This window comes from Streptomyces sp. NPDC107581, from assembly GCF_055657175.1.
Window position 1 is genome coordinate 455,660 of the sequence record NZ_JBVKBH010000002.1, and the last position, 17,193, is coordinate 472,852.

Here is a 17,193-nt window from a genome sequence, read left to right on the forward strand (position 1 = left end):
CTCCGCGCCCGGCAATTTCTCCGCGCCCGGCGGTCAGCCCTTGGCTCCGACCGCGAACAGCAGGTAGAGGAACGCGGCCAGGACGTGCCCGAGGGCGATGTAGATGATGAGGCGGATCCACAGGGCTCGGGGGAACTTCTCCTCGAAATCGCTCATGGCAGTTCTCCGGTCAGGGGGCCCAGGCACAGCGTGGCCGTGGGACTCTGCAACAGGGTGTGGACGAACAGCAGCTCCACGCCGTCGTGATCCTCGGCGGCGAGGCGGTGCGGGGTCAGCGAGTCGAAGTGCGCGCTGTCGCCGGGCGCGAGCAGGTGTGCGGTGTCGCCGAGGCGCAGCCGCAGCCGCCCTTCGAGGACGTAGAGCCACTCCTCGCCCGGGTGGACGCGCACGATGTCGCCCTGGGTGCCGTACGGCACCCGGACGCGCAGCGCCTGCATGCCCCGGCCGGGGGCTCCGGCCTGGAAGTACGTCCAGCCGCCCGCGCGGGTCGGTTCCATGTCGCCGGCGCGCACGATGGCGTCCCGGTCGGCGACCGTCTCGCCGAGCAGCTCCGAGACGGTCGTACCGTAGATACGCGCGAGCGCGAGCAGCATCGGCAGCGAGGGCTGGCGCCGGCCGGTCTCCAGCCGGGAGAGGTGGGCCGGCGAGAGCCCGGCGGACCGGGCCGCAGCCTCCAGGGTGAGGCCGGTGCGCCGGCGCAGGGCGCGCAGCTGAGGGGCGACGGCGGGCAGTTCCTCGCCGGGCACCGGCTCGGGAGCGTTCATGTCTCCATTGAGCCGCAGCCTTGCCTGAGCGGCAAATTTCTTGCCTCAGAGGCAAAACGCCGCGAGGGGCGCGATGGTCACTCCCTGGTCGTCATTCTCACGTATGCCAGGTGTCGCACGTCAGTGAGCCGCCGCTCGTAGGGCCCGCGCGCGTCGAGATCGAGGAGAAGCGGAGTGAGCCGCCCTTCCTCCGCCAGCCGGTGAGCAGTCTTCGCGGTCAGTGCGAGACGGGCGGGGAACGGCAGCGGTCGGAGCGCGGAGAGCAGCTGCCCCGCGGTGGTCGGCATGGGCTGATTGCGCCCGGGATGATCAGAACGTGCGATCGATTCAAGGGTGCGTGAGTCCGCCGGACGGCTGTGCGGGCCGGGCCGGTCGTCCGGGTCACCGGCCGGGGGCGTGTGTGCGGCCCCGGCCGGTGGCTCGGGCTAGCGGTTGGCCACCGCCTGCTTGATCAGGGTCTTGCCGAAGTCCCACATCAGGCCGCCGCCGCTGTGGGCGTCGTCCATCACGGCCGTGAAGGCGTCGATGAACCGGTCCACGTCCGCCTCGTCGATGACCAGCGGCGGGATCAGCTTGATCACCTCCAGGTGGTCGCCGGAGACCTGGGTGAGGATCCGGTGCCGCTGCAGCAGCGGTACGACGACCATCTGGGCGAACAGGCCCTTGCGTGCGGCCTGGAGCATGGTCCAGCGGCTGCGAAGCTTCAGCGACGCGGGTCTGCCGAACTCGATGCCGATCATCAGGCCCCGGCCGCGGACGTCGGCGAGCAGTTCGTACTTGTCGATCAGCGCGGTGAGCCGGGACTTCAGCAGCTCGCCCGTCGTGCGGACGCCGGCGACGATCTGCTCGTCCTCCATCACCGCGAGCACGGCGAGGCCGGCCGCCATGGCCTGGGCGTTGGACCCGAAGCTCGCCGAGTGGACCAGGACCCGGTCCATGGACGAGTAGACCTTCTTGAAGATCCAGTCCTTGCCCAGGGTGGCGCCGACCGGGACGTAGCCGCCGGACAGCGCCTTGGCCACGCAGACCAGGTCGGGTTCGACGCCGTCCTCGTGCTGGTAGGCGTAGAAGTCGGCGGTGCGGCCGAGGCCGGTCTGCACCTCGTCGGCGATGAGCAGCGCCTTGTGCCGGTGCAGCAGGTCCTGCGCGGCGCGCAGATAGCCGGGCGGGGCCTCGTGCACGCCCTTGCCCTGGATCGGTTCCACGATCAGGGCGGCCACGTCGCCCTTCTTCAGCTCCCGGGCGAGTGCGTCGAGGTCGCCGAGGGGTACGGCGGTGTCGGGCAGCAGCGGGGCGAAACCGTCGCGGAAGCCGTCCTCGCCGTTGACCGACAGGGAGCCGGTCGTCAGGCCGTGGAAGGCGTGCTCGCAGTAGAGGACGCGCGGCCTGCCGGTGGCGTAGCGGGCGAACTTCAGGGCGGTCTCCACGGCTTCCGTGCCGCTGTTCCCGAAGAACACCCGGTCCAGGTGCGGGCTGTGGGTGAGCAGCCGCTCCGCCAGCAGCCCGGGCAGCGGCTGGCAGTCGAAGCGGGTGAGGTCGGCGAGGCTCAGGTCCAGGACATCGTGCAGCGCCTTGCGGACGACCGGGTGGTGACGGCCGAGGCCCATCACCCCGAACCCGGCGAGCATGTCCAGGTGGTCGTTGCCGTCGGCGTCGTAGAAGTGGGCGCCCTCGGCGCGCTCGTAGATCTTGTCGAAGCCGATGGTGTGCAGCATGCGCGGGAGCTGCGGGTTGAGGTACTTCGCGTGCAGCTCGTAGCGCTCGGCTCCGCGCCCCGAGAGGAGGGCCCCGAGGTCGAACTCCGTGGTCATTCAGCTCTCTCCTTGACTGGGCCCCCCGAGTCCTTGACGCGGGAACCGGCGTTCACGACGGCGAGGCCCGCGTCCGTGACGGCGGGACCCGCGTCGGCGGCCGGCCCGTCCGTGACGGCGGGACCCGCGTCGGCCGCCGGCCCGTCCATGACGGCCAGGCTCGCACCGATCCGTCCCGCGATCTCGACGGGCGTGAGCCCGATGTCGGCCAGCACCTCGCCGCGCTTGGCGTGCGCGAGGAACTGCTCCGGAATGCCGAACCGGCGTACCGGCACGTCCACGTCCGCGTCACCGAGGGCGAGGGCCACGGCCGAACCGACCCCGGCGGCCCGGCTGTTGTCCTCCACGACGGCCACCAGACGGTGTGCGGCGGCCAGGCCCGGCAGGGCGGGGTCGACGGGCTTGACCCAACGGGGGTCCACGACCGTGCAGGGGATGCCCCGGGCCGCCAGCAGCTCGGCGGCCTGCAGGCACACCGGCGCCATCACGCCGACGGACACCAGCAGCACCTCGGGGTGTTCGCCGTGGTGCAGGACGTCCATGCCGCCGACGTGGCCGGTCGCCGGGATCCCGGGGCCCACCGACTCCTTCGGGAAGCGGACCAGGGTGGGCGCGTCGTCGACGGCGACGGCCTCCCGCAGCTGGGCGCGCAGCTGGTCGGCGTCGCGCGGGGCGGCGATCCTGAGGCCCGGCACGACCTGGAGGACGGACATGTCCCACATGCCGTTGTGGGAGGCCCCGTCCACTCCGGTGACGCCGGCCCGGTCCAGCACGAAGGTCACCCCGCAGCGGTGCAGGGCGACGTCCATCAGCAGCTGGTCGAAGGCGCGGTTGAGGAAGGTGGCGTAGACGGCCACGACCGGGTGCAGGCCGCCGGTGGCGAGACCGGCCGCGGAGACCGCAGCGTGCTGCTCGGCGATGCCGACGTCCCACACCCGGCCGGGGAAGCGTTCGGCGAACTTGCCGAGGCCCACCGGGTGCAGCATGGCCGCCGTGATCGCCACGACGTCCTCGCGCTCCTGACCGATCCTGACGATCTCGTCGCCGAACACCGAGGTCCAGGAGGGCCCGTTGGAGGGTGCGAGCGGCTCGCAGGTCAGCGGGTCCATCACGCCGACGGTGTGGAAGTGGTCCTCCTCGTGGGCGAGGGCCGGCTCGTAGCCGCAGCCCTTCTCCGTGAGGCAGTGGACCAGGACCGGCCCGTGGAAACGTTTCGCGCGGCGCAGGGCCGACTCGACGGCCTTGATGTCGTGGCCGTCGATCGGGCCGACGTACTTCAGCCCCAGGTCCTCGAACATGCCCTGCGGGGCGAAGGCGTCCTTGAAGCCCTTCTTCGCGCCGTGCAGGGACTCGTAGAGGGTGTGGCCGACGACCGGAGTCCGCAGCAGGACGTCCTTGCCCCAGGCGAGGACCTTCTCGTAGCCGTCGGTGGTGCGCAGGGTGGCGAGGTGATTGGCCAGGCCGCCGATGGTCGGTGCGTACGATCTCTCGTTGTCGTTCACGACGATGATCAGCGGCCGGTCCTTGGCGGCGGCGATGTTGTTCAGCGCCTCCCAGGCCATTCCGCCGGTCAGCGCGCCGTCGCCGATGACCGCGACGACATGGCCCTTCTCCCCCTGCACCTGGTGGGCCTTGGCCAGGCCGTCGGCCCAGCCGAGCGCCGTGGAGGCGTGGCTGTTCTCGATGACGTCGTGCTCGGACTCCTCGCGCGAGGGGTAGCCGGACAGGCCCCCCTTGCCGCGCAGCTTGGAGAAGTCCTGGCGCCCCGTCAGCAGTTTGTGGACATAGCTCTGATGGCCGGTGTCCCACAGGATGCGGTCGACCGGTGACTCGAAGACCCGGTGGAGCGCGATGGCGAGTTCCACCACCCCCAGATTGGGCCCGAGGTGCCCGCCGGTTCTCGACACCGCGTGCACCAGGAACTCACGGATTTCTTCGGACAGTTCGCCGAGTTCCGCCTCGGACAGCGCCTTCAGCTCGCGTGGTCCCCGGATGTTCTCCAGAATCGTCACGCTCGGCCCCCTCTCGGTCCGTGCCTTGCCTCACTTCACCTGGTCCGCTCGGCCAGCTTCATGGCCTCCTCGATGAGGGTCTCCACGATCTTCGACTCGGGCACGGTCTTGACGACCTCGCCCTTCACGAAGATCTGACCCTTGCCGTTGCCCGAGGCAACCCCGAGGTCCGCCTCGCGGGCCTCGCCCGGACCGTTGACCACACAGCCCATCACCGCGACCCTGAGCGGCACCTCCATGCCGTCCAGTCCCGCCGTGACCTCGTCGGCGAGCTTGTAGACGTCGACCTGGGCCCGCCCGCAGGACGGGCAGGAGACGATCTCCAGGCGCCGCTGCCGCAGCCCCAGGGACTCCAGGATCTGGATGCCGACCTTGACCTCCTCGGCGGGCGGCGCCGACAGGGAGACGCGGACGGTGTCGCCGATGCCCCGCGACAGCAGCGCACCGAACGCCACGGCCGACTTGACGGTGCCCTGGAACGCCGGCCCCGCCTCGGTGACGCCGAGGTGCAGCGGATAGTCGCACTGCTCGGCGAGCTGCCGGTACGCCTCGATCATCACGACCGGATCGTTGTGCTTGACCGAGATCTTGATGTCGCGGAAGTCGTGCTCCTCGAAGAGCGACGCCTCCCACAGGGCGCTCTCGACCAGGGCCTCCGGGGTCGCCCTGCCGTACTTCTGCAGCAGCCGCCGGTCGAGGGAACCCGCGTTGACGCCGATCCGGACCGGCGTGCCGTGGTCCTTCGCGGCCCGCGCGATCTCCTTCACCTGGTCGTCGAACTTCTTGATGTTGCCCGGGTTCACCCGGACCGCCGCGCAGCCCGCCTCGATGGCCGCGAACACGTACTTCGGCTGGAAGTGGATGTCCGCGATCACCGGGATCTGCGACTTGCGGGCGATGGTCGCAAGGGCGTCCGCGTCGTCCTGCGTGGGGCAGGCGACGCGGACGATCTGGCAGCCGGACGCGGTCAGTTCCGCTATCTGCTGCAGGGTGGCTCCGATGTCCGACGTCCGCGTCGTCGTCATCGACTGCACCGACACCGGGGCTCCGCCCCCGACCGCCACCGGCCCGACATGGATCTGCCGCGACACGCGCCGCGGTGCGACCGGCCGGGCCGGTACCCCGGGAAGGCCCAGAGGGACGGCGGTCATGGCGTCACTCCCGGTTTCCCGAGACGGTCTCGCGCATGGCCCGCAGCGACTCCTTCAGGGAGCCCATGGTGGCCAGGACAGCGGTGGGCTCGTAGCCGCAGTGCGCCATGCAGTTGGCGCAGCGCGGGTCCTTGCCGCGGCCGTACTTGTCCCAGTCGGTCTTCTCGATGAGCTCGCGGTAGGTGGGCACGTACCCGTCGCTCATCAGGTAGCAGGGGCGCTGCCAGCCGAAGAGCGAGTAGTTCGGGATCGCCCACGCGGTGCACGGGAAGTCGACCTTGCCCTCCAGGAAGTCCAGGAAGAGCGGGGAGTGGTTGAGCCGCCAGCGCTTGCGGTTGCCGCCGGAGAATGCCTTCTTGAACAGTTCGCGGGTCTGCTCGACGCCGAGGAAGTGCTCCTGGTCGGGCGCCTTCTCGTAGGCGTAGGCGGGCGAGATCATCATCTCGTCGACGTGCAGGTCGTCGTTGAGGAAGTTGAGCACCTCGACGATCGTCTGCGGGGTGTCGGTGTTGAAGAAGGTCGAGTTGGTGGTCACCCGGAAGCCGCGGCGCTTGGCCTCCTTGATGGCTTCCACCGCCTCGTCGAACACGCCCTCCTTCGCAACGGATTCGTCGTGCCGCTCGCGCAGCCCGTCGATGTGCACCGCGAACGCGAAGTACGGGGAGGGCTTGAAGTTGTCCATCTTCTTGCGCAGCAGCATGGCGTTGGTGCACAGGAAGACGTATTTCCTCTTGGCCACCAACTGGCGCACGATCTCGTCGATCTGAGGGTGCATCAACGGTTCTCCACCGGCGATGGACACCATCGGCGCACCGGACTCCAGCACCGCGCCCACCGCCTGCGCGACCGGCATGCGCTGCTTGAGCACTCCGGCCGGGTGCTGGATCTTGCCGCACCCCTCACACTTGAGATTGCAGGCGAAGAGCGGCTCCAGCTCGACGATGAGCGGAAACTTGTCCCGCCTGCGGATCTTCTGTTCAGCCAGGTATGTAGCAACCTTGATGGACTGACGCAGCGGCATGGCCATCTGGCTCACCTCCGGGGGAGCAGCAAAGAACGGTGCCATTCAAAGAAAGCTGGAAGAACGGAACGAAGAACACGGAAAGCTGATATTCCACCGCGCACTGTGCCGATCCGGACGAGTTCATGTTCTGGAGCGTCCACGACCACCCGTACGGCCGCAACCGGGCGCTCGCCCGCGCGGACGGCGCTCAGGAGCGTGGCCGCCGACTCCATGTCGACCGCGATCGCGCCGGTGGCGAGCAGGTCGGAGCGCTCCGGGCCGCGCACCACATGGTCGGAGCCGGTGAGCGGGCCGGTGTGGACGGTGCGTCCGGGCAGGATGCGGGCGAGTTCCTTGACCAACAGCCCGGTGCCCACGCACGGGACGGTCCCGCGCGGGTCCCGGGTCTCCTCGGCGACGACCAGGTCGCCGGGGTGCATGCCGGGGGCGAGTCCGGCGCAGAAGCCGGTGGCCAGCACGGCCGCGTCGGCCAGGTCCGGCCCGGCCAGGTGCCGGCCGACCGAACGTTCCGCCGCCCTGGGGCCCATCCCCGTGCGGACGACGGTGAACGGCCCGCCGGCGCCGTGCTTGTCCTTCCCGCCCAGGTCGCCGGTGCGCAGGGCGAGGTGCTCGATGCCGAGCGCGCAGGCGACCAGCAGCGGGGCCGGGGCGGGCCGGGTGTTCATTCAGTGCCCCTTGGCCTCGGCGAGCGGCCTCTTGCCCGCTGCGAGGTGCCGGTCGAAGGGGTCGCCGTGCAGGTACCGGCCGAGCGCGGTGAGCGGGAACACCTGCCGGTAGAGGTGGTAGTTGATGGAGAAGTCCCAGGGGAAGCCGGTGCCGGTGAAGTGCGGCTCGTCCCAGGAACCGTCCTCGCGCTGGGTCTCGGCCAGCCACCGGATGCCGCGCTCGACGGCCTTGGAGTCCGTCTCCCCCGCCGCGAGCAGCGCCATCAGCGCCCATGCGGTCTGGGAGGCGGTGGAGGCCCCGCGACCGCTCCACTCCTTGGCGTACTTGTAGGAGCGCAGGTCCTCGCCCCAGCCGCCGTCGTCGTTCTGGACGCTCTCCAGCCAGGTAACCGCCCGCCGGATCGCCGGGTGGGAGCCGGGCAGGCCGGCCGCGGTGAGCGCGGGCACCACCGAGCCGGTGCCGTAGATGTAGTTGACGCCCCAGCGGCCGAACCACGAGCCGTCCGGCTCCTGTTCGGCCAGCAGCCACTCGATGCCGCGCCGGGTGCGCGGGTCGTGGGCGAGGCCTTCGGCGGCGAGCATCTCCACGACGTGCGCGGTGACGTCCGCCGACGGCGGGTCGATGACCTCGCCGAAGTCGCAGAACGGGAGCCGGTTCGGGAACGGGCTGGTGTTGTCGACGTCGAAGGCGCCCCACGCACCGTTCTTCGACTGCATCCCGAGGTTCCAGCGCACCGCGCGTCCGATCGCCCGGTCCACCCGCTCGGGGTCGTGATGCCGGACCCGGCGCAGCGCGAGGGCGACCTCGGCGGTGTCGTCGATGTCGGGGTAGTTGTCGTTGTGGAACTCGAACGCCCAGCCGCCGGGCGGCAGCCCGGGCCGCTTCACGGCCCAGTCGCCGGGCCGGACGATCTCCTCGCCGAGCATCCAGTCGGCGGCCCTGACCAGTTGCGGGTGGTCGGTGGGCAGTCCGGCGTCGACCAGCGCGATGGTGGCGAGACAGGTGTCCCACACCGGGGACTGGCAGGCCTCGATCATCCGGGCGCCGTCCTCGCGCCACACGGCGAAACGGTCCAGCGACGCGAGACCCTCGCGCATCACCGGGTGCTCCAGGTCGTAGCCGAGCAGGTACAGGGCGATGACCGAGTACACGGCGGGCGGCTGGATGCCGCCCCAGCAGCCGTCGTTCTCCTGCCGCTCGATGATCCAGCGGGCGGCGGAGTTCATCGCGGCCTTGCGCAGCCGGCGCGGGGCGACCTTGCGCAGCCGGTGCAGCGCCTTGTCCAGCCGCTGGAAGGCGCCGTCCCAACTGGCCACGGGGGCGAGCGGCTTGGCCGGGTTGGGGTCGGCCGGGTCGGTGTGCAGCTCGTCCAGCGGGAAGGGCGCCGGGCGGACCGGGCGCTTGGCCGAGACTACGGTCAGCGGGACGATGGTCTGGCGGGCCCAGCATCCGAAGTCGTAGATGTTGAGCGGCATCCAGCTGGGGAAGTAGATGAGCTCCGGCGGGAGTTCGGGCAGGTCCTCCCACTTCCACCAGCCGAACAGGGCGAGCCAGATCCGGGTGAACACACGGGAGGCGGCGATGCCGCCGCGCTCGCGGGTCCAGGCGGAGGCCTTCGCCATGTGCGGGGCGTCGGGCGGGTCGCCGGCCAGCCGGAGGGCGACGTACGCCTCGATGGTGGCGGAGAGTTCGCCGGGGCCGTCGTAGAAGGTGGCCCAGCTGCCGTCCTCGCGCTGCTCACCGCGGATGAACAGCGCGGCGGCCCGCGTCGTCGCCTCGTCGCGGATCCCCAGGAACTGACGGAGCAGCAGGTCCTCGGCGTCCATGGTGACGTTCGTCTCGAGGTCGCCCTTCCACCAGCCCTGGGCGTCCTGCTGCGCGAGCAGGAAGTCGGTGGCGCGCCTCGCGGCGCGTTCGGCGGCGTCTTGCACCCCGGCCGCCGCGGAGGTGGTGATGTCGGTTTCGCTGGCCGCGGCAGCGCGGGGCGGCAGGGTCGCTCCGGTGCTTCCGTCGGTCGTCGCTGTCATGGCTTCCCCTTCGTGCAGTCGTACGAGTCGTGCTGCTGTGGGTCCGCCGTCGGCCGGTGTCCGTCGTCCCTCGACACCGGCCGGCGACTACGCGAGGGCTATTCGACCGATAGTGATCATCTCTTTCGTACGACGACGAAGTCGGCGAGCGCCGTGAAGGCGGCCCGTACCTGCTCGGGCATGTCGACGGCGTCGAGGGCTTCGATGGCGACGGTGTGCTGACGGCGCGCTTCCCCGGCCGTCCACTCGCGGCCGCCCGCCTCCTCGATGAGGGCGGCGCGGGCCGCGAACTCCTCCTCGGAGAAGGTCGCGAAGTCGCTGCTCTTGGCGTCGGCGGCGAGGATCTCGCCGAGCCGCTCGGAGGCGGGGCCGCCCGCCGCGAGCGCGGCCACCACCGGCAGGGACTTCTTGCGCTGGCGCAGGTCGCTCCAGGTCTGCTTGCCGGTGGCCTCGGGGTCGCCCCAGATGCCGAGGAGGTCGTCCACGGCCTGGAAGGCGAGGCCCAGGTGGTAGCCGTACTTCTCCAGCGCGTCCGCGGTGCGGTCGTCGGCGCCGCCGAGCACCGCGCCGATGGAGCTGGAGGCGGCGAGCAGGGCGCCGGTCTTGTTGCCCTCCATCTCCAGGCACTCCTCGACGCTGACGCGGTCGCGGTGCTCGTAGGAGATGTCCTGCGCCTGACCGTCGATCAGGGCGCGGGTGGCGGTGGTCAGCCGGCGGGTGGCGCGGCCGGCCTCGACGGTGCCGAGTTCCAGCAGGATCTCGTTGGCGAGGGCGAACAGGGCGTCGCCGACGAGGATGGCCTGGGCGGGGCCGTGCACCTTCCAGACGGTGTCGCGGTGGCGGCGCTGCTCGTCGCCGTCCATCAGGTCGTCGTGCAGCAGCGAGAAGTTGTGGACCAGTTCGACGGCGACGGCCCCGGGGATGCCCACCTCGGGTGCGGCGCCGGTGACCTCGGCGGAGAGCACGGCCAGGGCGGGACGGACGGCCTTGCCACCGTCGCCGTCGGCCGGGTTGCCGGCGGCGTCGATCCAGCCGAAGTGGTAGGCGGCGACGGTGTCCATGGGAGGCGCCAGGCGGTCGACGGCCGCACGCAGGACCGGTGTGGCCAGGGTCCGGCCGCGCTCCAGAAGCGCGGTCACGTCCACCGCGGTCCTCCGAGCGGGCGTCGAGGCCGGGGGCACAGTGGGCACAGTCTCTCCTCTTGTTGCGGTACCGGGGGTGCGGGGACCTGCCGCGCGCCGACCGAGCATCAGGCCGCCTCCTCGAACGCGAAGAGACGGCTCGGGCGTGGCCGGCCCAGGGCGCTCAGCGCGGCGTCGGCCGCGCTCACTCCACTGCGGACCGCACTCTCCATGGTCGCGGGCCACCCGGTGGCGGTCCACGCTCCGGCCAGGTACAGGCCGGGGGACTTGGTGCGGGCGCCGGGCCGCAGCCGCCCGACGCCGGGGGTGGGAGCGAACGTGGCGGTGCGCTCCCGGGTCACGAAGAAGTCCTTCACCACCGCGTCGCGGGCTCCGGGGATCAGGCGCTCCAGCTCGGACAGGTAGCGCTCGCGGAGCGCGGCGACCGGTGCGTCGATCTCGTCCTGCGCGGCCGACTGGGACAGCGCCAGGTACTGCCCCTCGGCGAGCCCGGAGGCGTCGGTGCGGTCGAAGACCCACTGCACGGGGGTGCCGAGGGCGGCGAAGAAGGGCCCGGCGAGCACCTTGCGGTCGTAGACCACATGCACGTTGAGGATGGGGGCGGTGCCGATGCGGAGCAGCTGCTCGGGGGCGTCGAGGGCGCCGGGCGGCAGCAGGTCGTGGGTCTCGCGCTGGGGTACGGCGAGGACGACCGCGTCGGCGTGGAGCGTCTCGCCGGGAACCTGAACGCTCCAGGTCCCGTTCTCGTTGGTAGAGACGGAGGTGACGCGTGTACGGACCTCGGTACGGACGCCCGCGGAGTCGAGCGCCTTGCGGGCCAGCCGGTCGTGCAGTTCGCCCAGCGGGACATGGGCCCAGCCGATGTCGGCCGCGCCCGGGTCGGACAGCAGACCGGTCTTGAACACCATCGCGGCGAGCCCCAGCGAGGCGTCGCCCGCGACCGCGTTGAGGGTGGCGACCCCGACCAGGTCCCACAGGGCCTCGATGGCACGCGCCGACTGGCCGTGAGCGGCCAGCCAGCTGCCGAAGTCCTGGGTGTCCAGGGTCGGATCGGCGAGGTCGAGCCCCTTGAGCGCGAGCGCGGCCCGCCCGACCGCGGCACGCTCGGCGAACGAGAGATGCGGATAGGCTGCCAGGCTGCGCCCCAGGTGGAGGGGGACGGGCAGCCGGTCGCGCCGCAGCCTGCCGAGCCGTCTGCCCTCGGGCTTGGCGACGTCGACGACGGGCACGTCCAGGCGGTCCTGCAGCGGTGCCAGTGCCGCGCCCTCGATCCGGTCGAGGAACCAGCGGTAGGCGGTGCAGCAGCGCAGGTACACGTGCTGGCCGTTGTCGACGGTCAGCTCACCGCGCTGGAAGGAGAAGGCGAGGCCGCCCAGCCTGGGTCTGCCTTCGAGCAGAGTGACGCGGACGCCCGCGTCGGCGAGCGCGAGCGCCGCGGTGATCCCGGCGAGGCCGCCGCCGACCACGACGGCGCTGCGGCCTGCCGCGGCCGCCGGTGCCGGGGTGTCGGCGTGCGCCCCCTCGGAGCGCGAGCCGTCGCTCATCGTGCGTCCTTCCGTGCGTGCCGAGCGTGCAGGTTGAACGGTGCACGGTCGGCCGTCGCAGTCAGGGACGCCACGCCGCAGCGGAGGGTTGCCCGCCGCTGCGGGTCTTCGGAGCCGGCCGGGTCCACGGGGTCCATCAGGCGCGCCTCCTGACGGTCCGCCGGGACACGTGCCGGGTGTCGAGACCGGACAGCCCGCGTACGGCGACATAGGCCTTCTCGCGTCCGGGCAGCGAGACCCGGCCGCGCAGCACGGCCTCCGGCTCGCGCTCGATCCGGTCCAGCAGCCGGCGGTAGATGCCGGCCATGGCGGCCACGCACGCACCGCTGCGCCGGTCGAGCATGGGGAGCAGCCGGTAGCCCTCGGCGAAAAGGGCACGGGCCCGTCGCACTTCGAAGTGGACGAGGCCCGCGAAGTCGGAGCCCTCCGGTGGCGTCGGCCCGTTGAACCCGGCCGAGCAGCCGAACTTGGCCAGGTCGTCGGCGGGCAGATAGGTACGGCCGCCCTCGGCGTCCTCGCGCACGTCTCTGAGGATGTTGGTGAGCTGGAGCGCGAGACCGAGCGTGTCGGCGTACTCGGGTGCGCGCTCGGCGCCGCGCGCCCCCGGTTCCGTACCGAACACGCCCAGCGAGAGGCGGCCGATGGCACCGGCCACACAGCGGCAGTAGACCTTCAGATCGTCCCAGGTCTCGTAGGTCTCCCCGCGCGTGTCCATCTGGACGCCGTCGATCAGCTCGTCCAGACCGCCCAGCGGGATAGGGAAGGCGCGCGCGGCATGGGTGAGGGCGACGGCCACCGGGTCGGTGTCGTCCTCCTCGACCCCGCCCTCACGGACGCGGGTGAGCAGCGCCCGGGTGTCCTCCAGCCGCTTCACCTTGATCTCGTCCGGCAGGTCGCCGTCGCCGATGTCGTCGACACGCCGGGAGAAGGCGTACAGCGCCGACATGGCGCGCCGCTTGGGCGTCGGCAGCAGCCGGATGCCGTACGCGAAGTTGCGGGCCTGTTGTCCGGTGACGGCCTCGCAGTAGCTGTAGGCGGCGAGTACCGGTGCGGACACGTGTGGCGGAGTATCCACGGTCCGGATCACCCCTCTCCTCGCAGGATCACGCCCGCCTCGCGCAGCAACTGGACCTTGCCGGGTCTGGGCGGGCCGGGAAGTACGTCGTATTCGGCGGCGGCGATCGCGCGGACCGCCGCCCTTCCTCCCGCCACGAACCCTGCGAGCAGCAGCTTCAACCTGCCGTGGACGCTACCCACCAGGGGGGCGCCTTCATTCAGCAGATCGCGGGCGCGTTGCGCTTCATATGCAACCAGGGCGCGCACCGATGCGCCCGCGGTTTTCGCGGCCAGATCGGTTTCCTGGACGTGGAAGCGTTTCATGTCCTCGGCCGGCAGGTAGATACGGTCGCGGCCGAGGTCCTCGGCGACGTCCTGGACGTGTTCCACGATCTGCAGGGCGGTGCAGATCGCGTCGGAGAGACGGTTCCGCTCGGGGGTCGCGGTACCGGTGACGGCGAGGACGAGTCGGCCGACGGGGTTGGCGGACAGCTCGCAGTAGGCGAGGAGGTCGTCGTAGGTCTCGTACCGGGTGACGAGCTGGTCCTGGCGGTTGGCGGCGATCAGGCCGAGGAAGGGCTCGGGGGTGAGGGAGCGGCGGCGGACGGTGGGCTGCAGGCGGCGCAGCAGGGGGTGGCGGGGCGTGCCGTCGAAGACACGCCGCAGGTCGGCCTCGGAGGCGTCGAGGAGAAGGAGGCGGTCTTCGGCCTCGGTGGCCGACACGCCCAGGATGCGCGCGTCGGCGCCGCCGGGGGCCAGATCGCCGTCACCGATGTCGTCCACGAGGCGGGCGAAGCCGTAGACGGCCATGAGGTCGTCGCGCCAGGCACGGGGCAGGAAGAAGGGGGCCACGGGGAAGTTCTCGCTCGCGGCCTTGTCCAGCGTGGCGCGTTCCAGTGCCGGCGCCGTATCGGTTCCCGTCACCGCGCGCTGCCCGTGGCGGGGACGGCACATGCTGCGCTGAGCTGGGGAGTTTCCGTAGCCATTGCCGTCACATCTCCCGTTCTACACTGCCGATCCAATACACACTATTTCGGACACGCCGCCCGGTCTGCCGCGGGGCTGCCCCGCGGAGGGTGTCGCGCATTATCGCCCCACTTGCCGCTTTCCGGGACCGGTACAGCTTACGTTGTACAACGCAGCGAGGTCGGGCGGGGTGTCCTGCGCATCACAACAACACACCGATTGGCGTCAAGATTCCTAAGACCAGAGCGAGTTGACGCTTCCTTTGCAGACGCGGGGCCCCACCGGAAGGTTCCGGCGGGGCCCTGGGCCGATCAGGGGTTACCTGCCCGTGAACTTCTCGTACTCCTGCAGGACCTCTTCGGTGGGTCCGTCCAAGCGCAGCTCGCCGCGTTCCAGCCACAGGACGCGGTCGCAGGTGTCGCGGATGGACTTGTTGTTGTGGCTGACCAGAAACACCGTGCCCGCGTCCTTGCGCAGCTCCCGGATGCGTTCCTCGGAGCGCTTCTGGAACTTGCGGTCACCGGTGGCCAGCGCCTCGTCGATCATGAGGACGTCGTGGTCCTTGGCGGCGGCGATGGAGAAGCGCAGCCGCGCCGCCATGCCGGAGGAGTAGGTCCGCATCGGCAGCGTGATGAAGTCGCCCTTCTCGTTGATGCCCGAGAAGTCGACGATGTCCTGGTAGCGCTCCTTGACCTGCTCACGGGACATGCCCATGGCGAGGCCGCCGAGGATGACGTTGCGCTCACCGGTGAGGTCGTTCATCAGGGCCGCGTTCACACCGAGCAGCGAGGGCTGGCCGTCGGTGTAGACCTTGCCCCTCTCGGCGGGCAGCAGACCGGCGATGGCGCGCAGCAGCGTGGACTTGCCGGATCCGTTGGAGCCGATCAGGCCGATGGCCTCGCCGCGGTAGGCGACGAAGGACACACCGCGCACGGCGTGCACCTTGCGCACCCCGCGCGCCGTGTCGTCGGAGCCTCGCTTGAGGATGCGGCTGAGGGCGGCCGTAGCGCTGCCCTTGCCGGTCTTGGCACCGTTGACCCGGTACACGATGTGCAGGTCGTCCGCGATGACCGTCGGGCGCGGGTCCCTGATGTTCTGCTCGGCGTTCTGCTCAGCCACGGCCGTACCTCTCCTCCGCCTTCCAGAAGTACACGAAGCCGCCGGCGAAGACCACCACGGCCCAGAACAGGGCGATGGCCCAGACGTGCGGCGGCAGGTTCGAGGCGCCGTACCCGTCGATCAGCGCGTAGCGCATCAGGTCCATGTAGACGGCGGCCGGGTTGACCTGGAGCAGCCGGACCGCCAGCTCGGAGCGGCCCTCCATCATCTTGTTGATGGAGAACATGACACCGGACGTGTACATCCAGGTACGCAGGATGAACGGCATCAGCTGGGCGAGGTCGGGCGTCTTGGCGCCCATGCGCGCCACGATCAGCGCGAGCCCGGTGTTGAACAGGAACTGCATCAGCAGAACCGGCACGATCAGCAGCCAGGAGGCGCTCGGGTAGCTGCCGAACCCGAGCGCGACGAGGAACAGCACGATCATCGAGAAGAGCAGCTGCTGCAGCTGCTGCAGCGAGAAGGAGACGGGCAGCGAGGCGCGCGGGAAGTGCAGGGCGCGCACCAGGCCCAGGTTGCCGGAGATCGCCCGGACGCCCGACATCACCGAGCTCTGCGTGAAGGTGAAGACGAACACGCCCGTGACCAGGAACGGGATGTACACGTCCTTCGACATGCCCCGGCTCGCGTGCAGGATGACGCCGAAGATGAAGTAGTACACGGCCGCGTTCAGCAGCGGTGTCGCCACCTGCCACAGCTGGCCGAGCTTGGCCTGGCTGTACTGGGCGGTCAGCTTGGCCTGGGAGAAGGCGAGGACGAAGTGGCGCCGCCCCCACAGCTGACGGACGTACTCGACAAGGGAGGGCCGGGCGCCGCTCACGGCGAGCCCGTACTTGGCGGCGAGCTGCGCCGCCGTCAGTCCCTCGTCGGGTGACGGGGCCGCGGTCACCGCGACACCGCCGTCATGCGTTGTCTCACTCACAGGAGGAAAGCTTTCGTCTTCGAGTGCGTCGTAGGCATCGTGTTCGTCGATCGCGTGCGCCGGATCCTTCCCCGGGCGCGCCGGGAGTGCGCGGCCCCGCACGTCGAGCTTGTCAGATCACCGGGGGCCGGCCCAGTCGGGTCAGCCGCCACACGGTGCGCCAGCGCATGGGGCGACGGGGACCGCACGGAGTGGTCCAGCCCTCCCTGAAGCCGCCGAACCAGGCCTTGAGGGCCGGCCCCGAGGGGCGGCGCAGCAGGGTGAGGAGCAGCCAGACCCCGAGGTAGACGGGGACCAGGAGCGCGGGGAGGTTCCGGCGGGCCAGCCAGACCCGGTTGCGGGCGACCATGCGGTGGTACACCGCGTGCCGCGAGGGTGCGGTCGTCGGGTGGTACAGGACCATGTCGGACCGGTAGTCGATCATCCAGCCCGCGTCGAGGGCCCGCCAGGCCAGGTCGGTCTCCTCGTGGGCGTAGAAGAATTCGTCCGGCAGCACGCCGGCCTCGGCGAAGACCCGGGTGCGCACGGCGTTGGCGCCGCCGAGGAAGGTGGTGACCCGGGAGGAGCGCATCGGGTCGGAGGCGCGCAGCCGCGGCACGTGCCGGCGCTGGGTGTCGCCCGTGTCCGGGTCGGCGATGCGGAAGCTGATGATGCCGAGCTTCGGGTCGGCCTCGAACGCCGCGCGGCACAGCTCTGCGGTGTCGTGCCGGGCGAGCAGGCCGTCGTCGTCGAGGAAGAGCAGTATGTCGACGTCGCGGCCGCTGGGGCCGAAGGCCTCTATGCCGACGTTGCGGCCGCCGGGGATGCCCAGGTTCTCGGGCAGTTCTATGGTCCGTACGCCTTCGGGGACGTCCGGGACGGGCGAGCCGTTGCCGACGACGACCACCTCGACCCGGTCGCCGTCCTGCTTGGCGACCGAGTCGAGCAGGGCTCGCAGCTCCTCGGGGCGGTTGCCCATGGTGATGATGACCGCGCCGACCTTCATGCCG

Annotated in this window: 16 protein-coding genes; all 16 read right to left on the reverse strand. The window is 70.9% G+C overall.

The features are described from left to right. Positions 1-33: 33 nt before the first annotated feature. Complete coding sequence (locus ACZ7P3_RS05575; protein ID WP_472079117.1) at positions 34-156, reverse strand: DUF6126 family protein; 123 nt, start codon at positions 154-156, stop codon at positions 34-36. After that, on the reverse strand, positions 153-764 hold the full coding sequence (locus tag ACZ7P3_RS05580; RefSeq protein ID WP_472079118.1) for a helix-turn-helix domain-containing protein: 612 nt from the start codon (positions 762-764) through the stop codon (positions 153-155). The genes ACZ7P3_RS05575 and ACZ7P3_RS05580 overlap by 4 nt, the downstream gene beginning before the upstream one ends. 425 nt (positions 765-1,189) lie before the next feature. Next, positions 1,190-2,575: an aspartate aminotransferase family protein gene (locus ACZ7P3_RS05585; protein ID WP_472079119.1), complete on the reverse strand. Its 1,386-nt coding sequence runs from the start codon at positions 2,573-2,575 to the stop codon at positions 1,190-1,192. Beyond that, positions 2,572-4,587: a 1-deoxy-D-xylulose-5-phosphate synthase gene (gene dxs / locus ACZ7P3_RS05590; protein WP_472079120.1), complete on the reverse strand. Its 2,016-nt coding sequence runs from the start codon at positions 4,585-4,587 to the stop codon at positions 2,572-2,574. The genes ACZ7P3_RS05585 and dxs overlap by 4 nt, the downstream gene beginning before the upstream one ends. 35 nt (positions 4,588-4,622) lie before the next feature. Continuing rightward, positions 4,623-5,738 (reverse strand): flavodoxin-dependent (E)-4-hydroxy-3-methylbut-2-enyl-diphosphate synthase, encoded by a 1,116-nt coding sequence (gene ispG / locus ACZ7P3_RS05595; protein WP_472079121.1) that lies wholly within the window; start codon positions 5,736-5,738, stop codon positions 4,623-4,625. A gap of 4 nt (positions 5,739-5,742) precedes the next feature. Continuing rightward, complete coding sequence (gene hpnH / locus ACZ7P3_RS05600; protein WP_472079122.1) at positions 5,743-6,765, reverse strand: adenosyl-hopene transferase HpnH; 1,023 nt, start codon at positions 6,763-6,765, stop codon at positions 5,743-5,745. A gap of 5 nt (positions 6,766-6,770) precedes the next feature. After that, positions 6,771-7,427 carry a 5'-methylthioadenosine/S-adenosylhomocysteine nucleosidase family protein gene (locus tag ACZ7P3_RS05605; protein ID WP_472079123.1) on the reverse strand — a complete coding sequence of 219 codons (657 nt, stop codon included), beginning with the start codon at positions 7,425-7,427 and terminating at the stop codon, positions 6,771-6,773. Further along, the gene (gene shc, locus ACZ7P3_RS05610) at positions 7,428-9,455 is read right to left on the reverse strand and encodes a squalene--hopene cyclase (RefSeq protein ID WP_472079124.1); all 2,028 of its coding nucleotides are present in this window, start codon (positions 9,453-9,455) and stop codon (positions 7,428-7,430) included. It abuts the gene before it with no gap. A 116-nt stretch (positions 9,456-9,571) separates the two neighbouring features. After that, a complete protein-coding gene (locus tag ACZ7P3_RS05615; RefSeq protein WP_472079431.1) occupies positions 9,572-10,636 on the reverse strand; it encodes a polyprenyl synthetase family protein in 1,065 nt (354 codons plus the stop codon). A 68-nt stretch (positions 10,637-10,704) separates the two neighbouring features. After that, on the reverse strand, positions 10,705-12,141 hold the full coding sequence (gene hpnE, locus ACZ7P3_RS05620; RefSeq protein ID WP_472079125.1) for a hydroxysqualene dehydroxylase HpnE: 1,437 nt from the start codon (positions 12,139-12,141) through the stop codon (positions 10,705-10,707). Then, entirely contained in the window at positions 12,138-12,278 is a 141-nt protein-coding gene (locus ACZ7P3_RS05625; protein WP_472079126.1) for a DUF6380 family protein, read from the reverse strand. The genes hpnE and ACZ7P3_RS05625 overlap by 4 nt, the downstream gene beginning before the upstream one ends. Beyond that, positions 12,278-13,228 carry a presqualene diphosphate synthase HpnD gene (hpnD, locus tag ACZ7P3_RS05630; RefSeq protein ID WP_472079127.1) on the reverse strand — a complete coding sequence of 317 codons (951 nt, stop codon included), beginning with the start codon at positions 13,226-13,228 and terminating at the stop codon, positions 12,278-12,280. The genes ACZ7P3_RS05625 and hpnD overlap by 1 nt, the downstream gene beginning before the upstream one ends. Continuing rightward, a complete protein-coding gene (gene hpnC, locus ACZ7P3_RS05635; protein ID WP_472079128.1) occupies positions 13,225-14,151 on the reverse strand; it encodes a squalene synthase HpnC in 927 nt (308 codons plus the stop codon). Before hpnC ends, hpnD begins: the two co-directional genes overlap by 4 nt. 330 nt (positions 14,152-14,481) lie before the next feature. Continuing rightward, complete coding sequence (locus tag ACZ7P3_RS05640; RefSeq protein WP_472079129.1) at positions 14,482-15,282, reverse strand: ABC transporter ATP-binding protein; 801 nt, start codon at positions 15,280-15,282, stop codon at positions 14,482-14,484. Further along, positions 15,275-16,204, reverse strand: coding sequence for an ABC transporter permease (locus tag ACZ7P3_RS05645; RefSeq protein ID WP_472079130.1), 930 nt, complete (start codon positions 16,202-16,204; stop codon positions 15,275-15,277). The genes ACZ7P3_RS05640 and ACZ7P3_RS05645 overlap by 8 nt, the downstream gene beginning before the upstream one ends. Positions 16,205-16,316: 112 nt before the next feature. Further along, positions 16,317-17,189 carry a glycosyltransferase family 2 protein gene (locus ACZ7P3_RS05650; protein WP_472079131.1) on the reverse strand — a complete coding sequence of 291 codons (873 nt, stop codon included), beginning with the start codon at positions 17,187-17,189 and terminating at the stop codon, positions 16,317-16,319. Positions 17,190-17,193 lie beyond the last annotated feature (4 nt).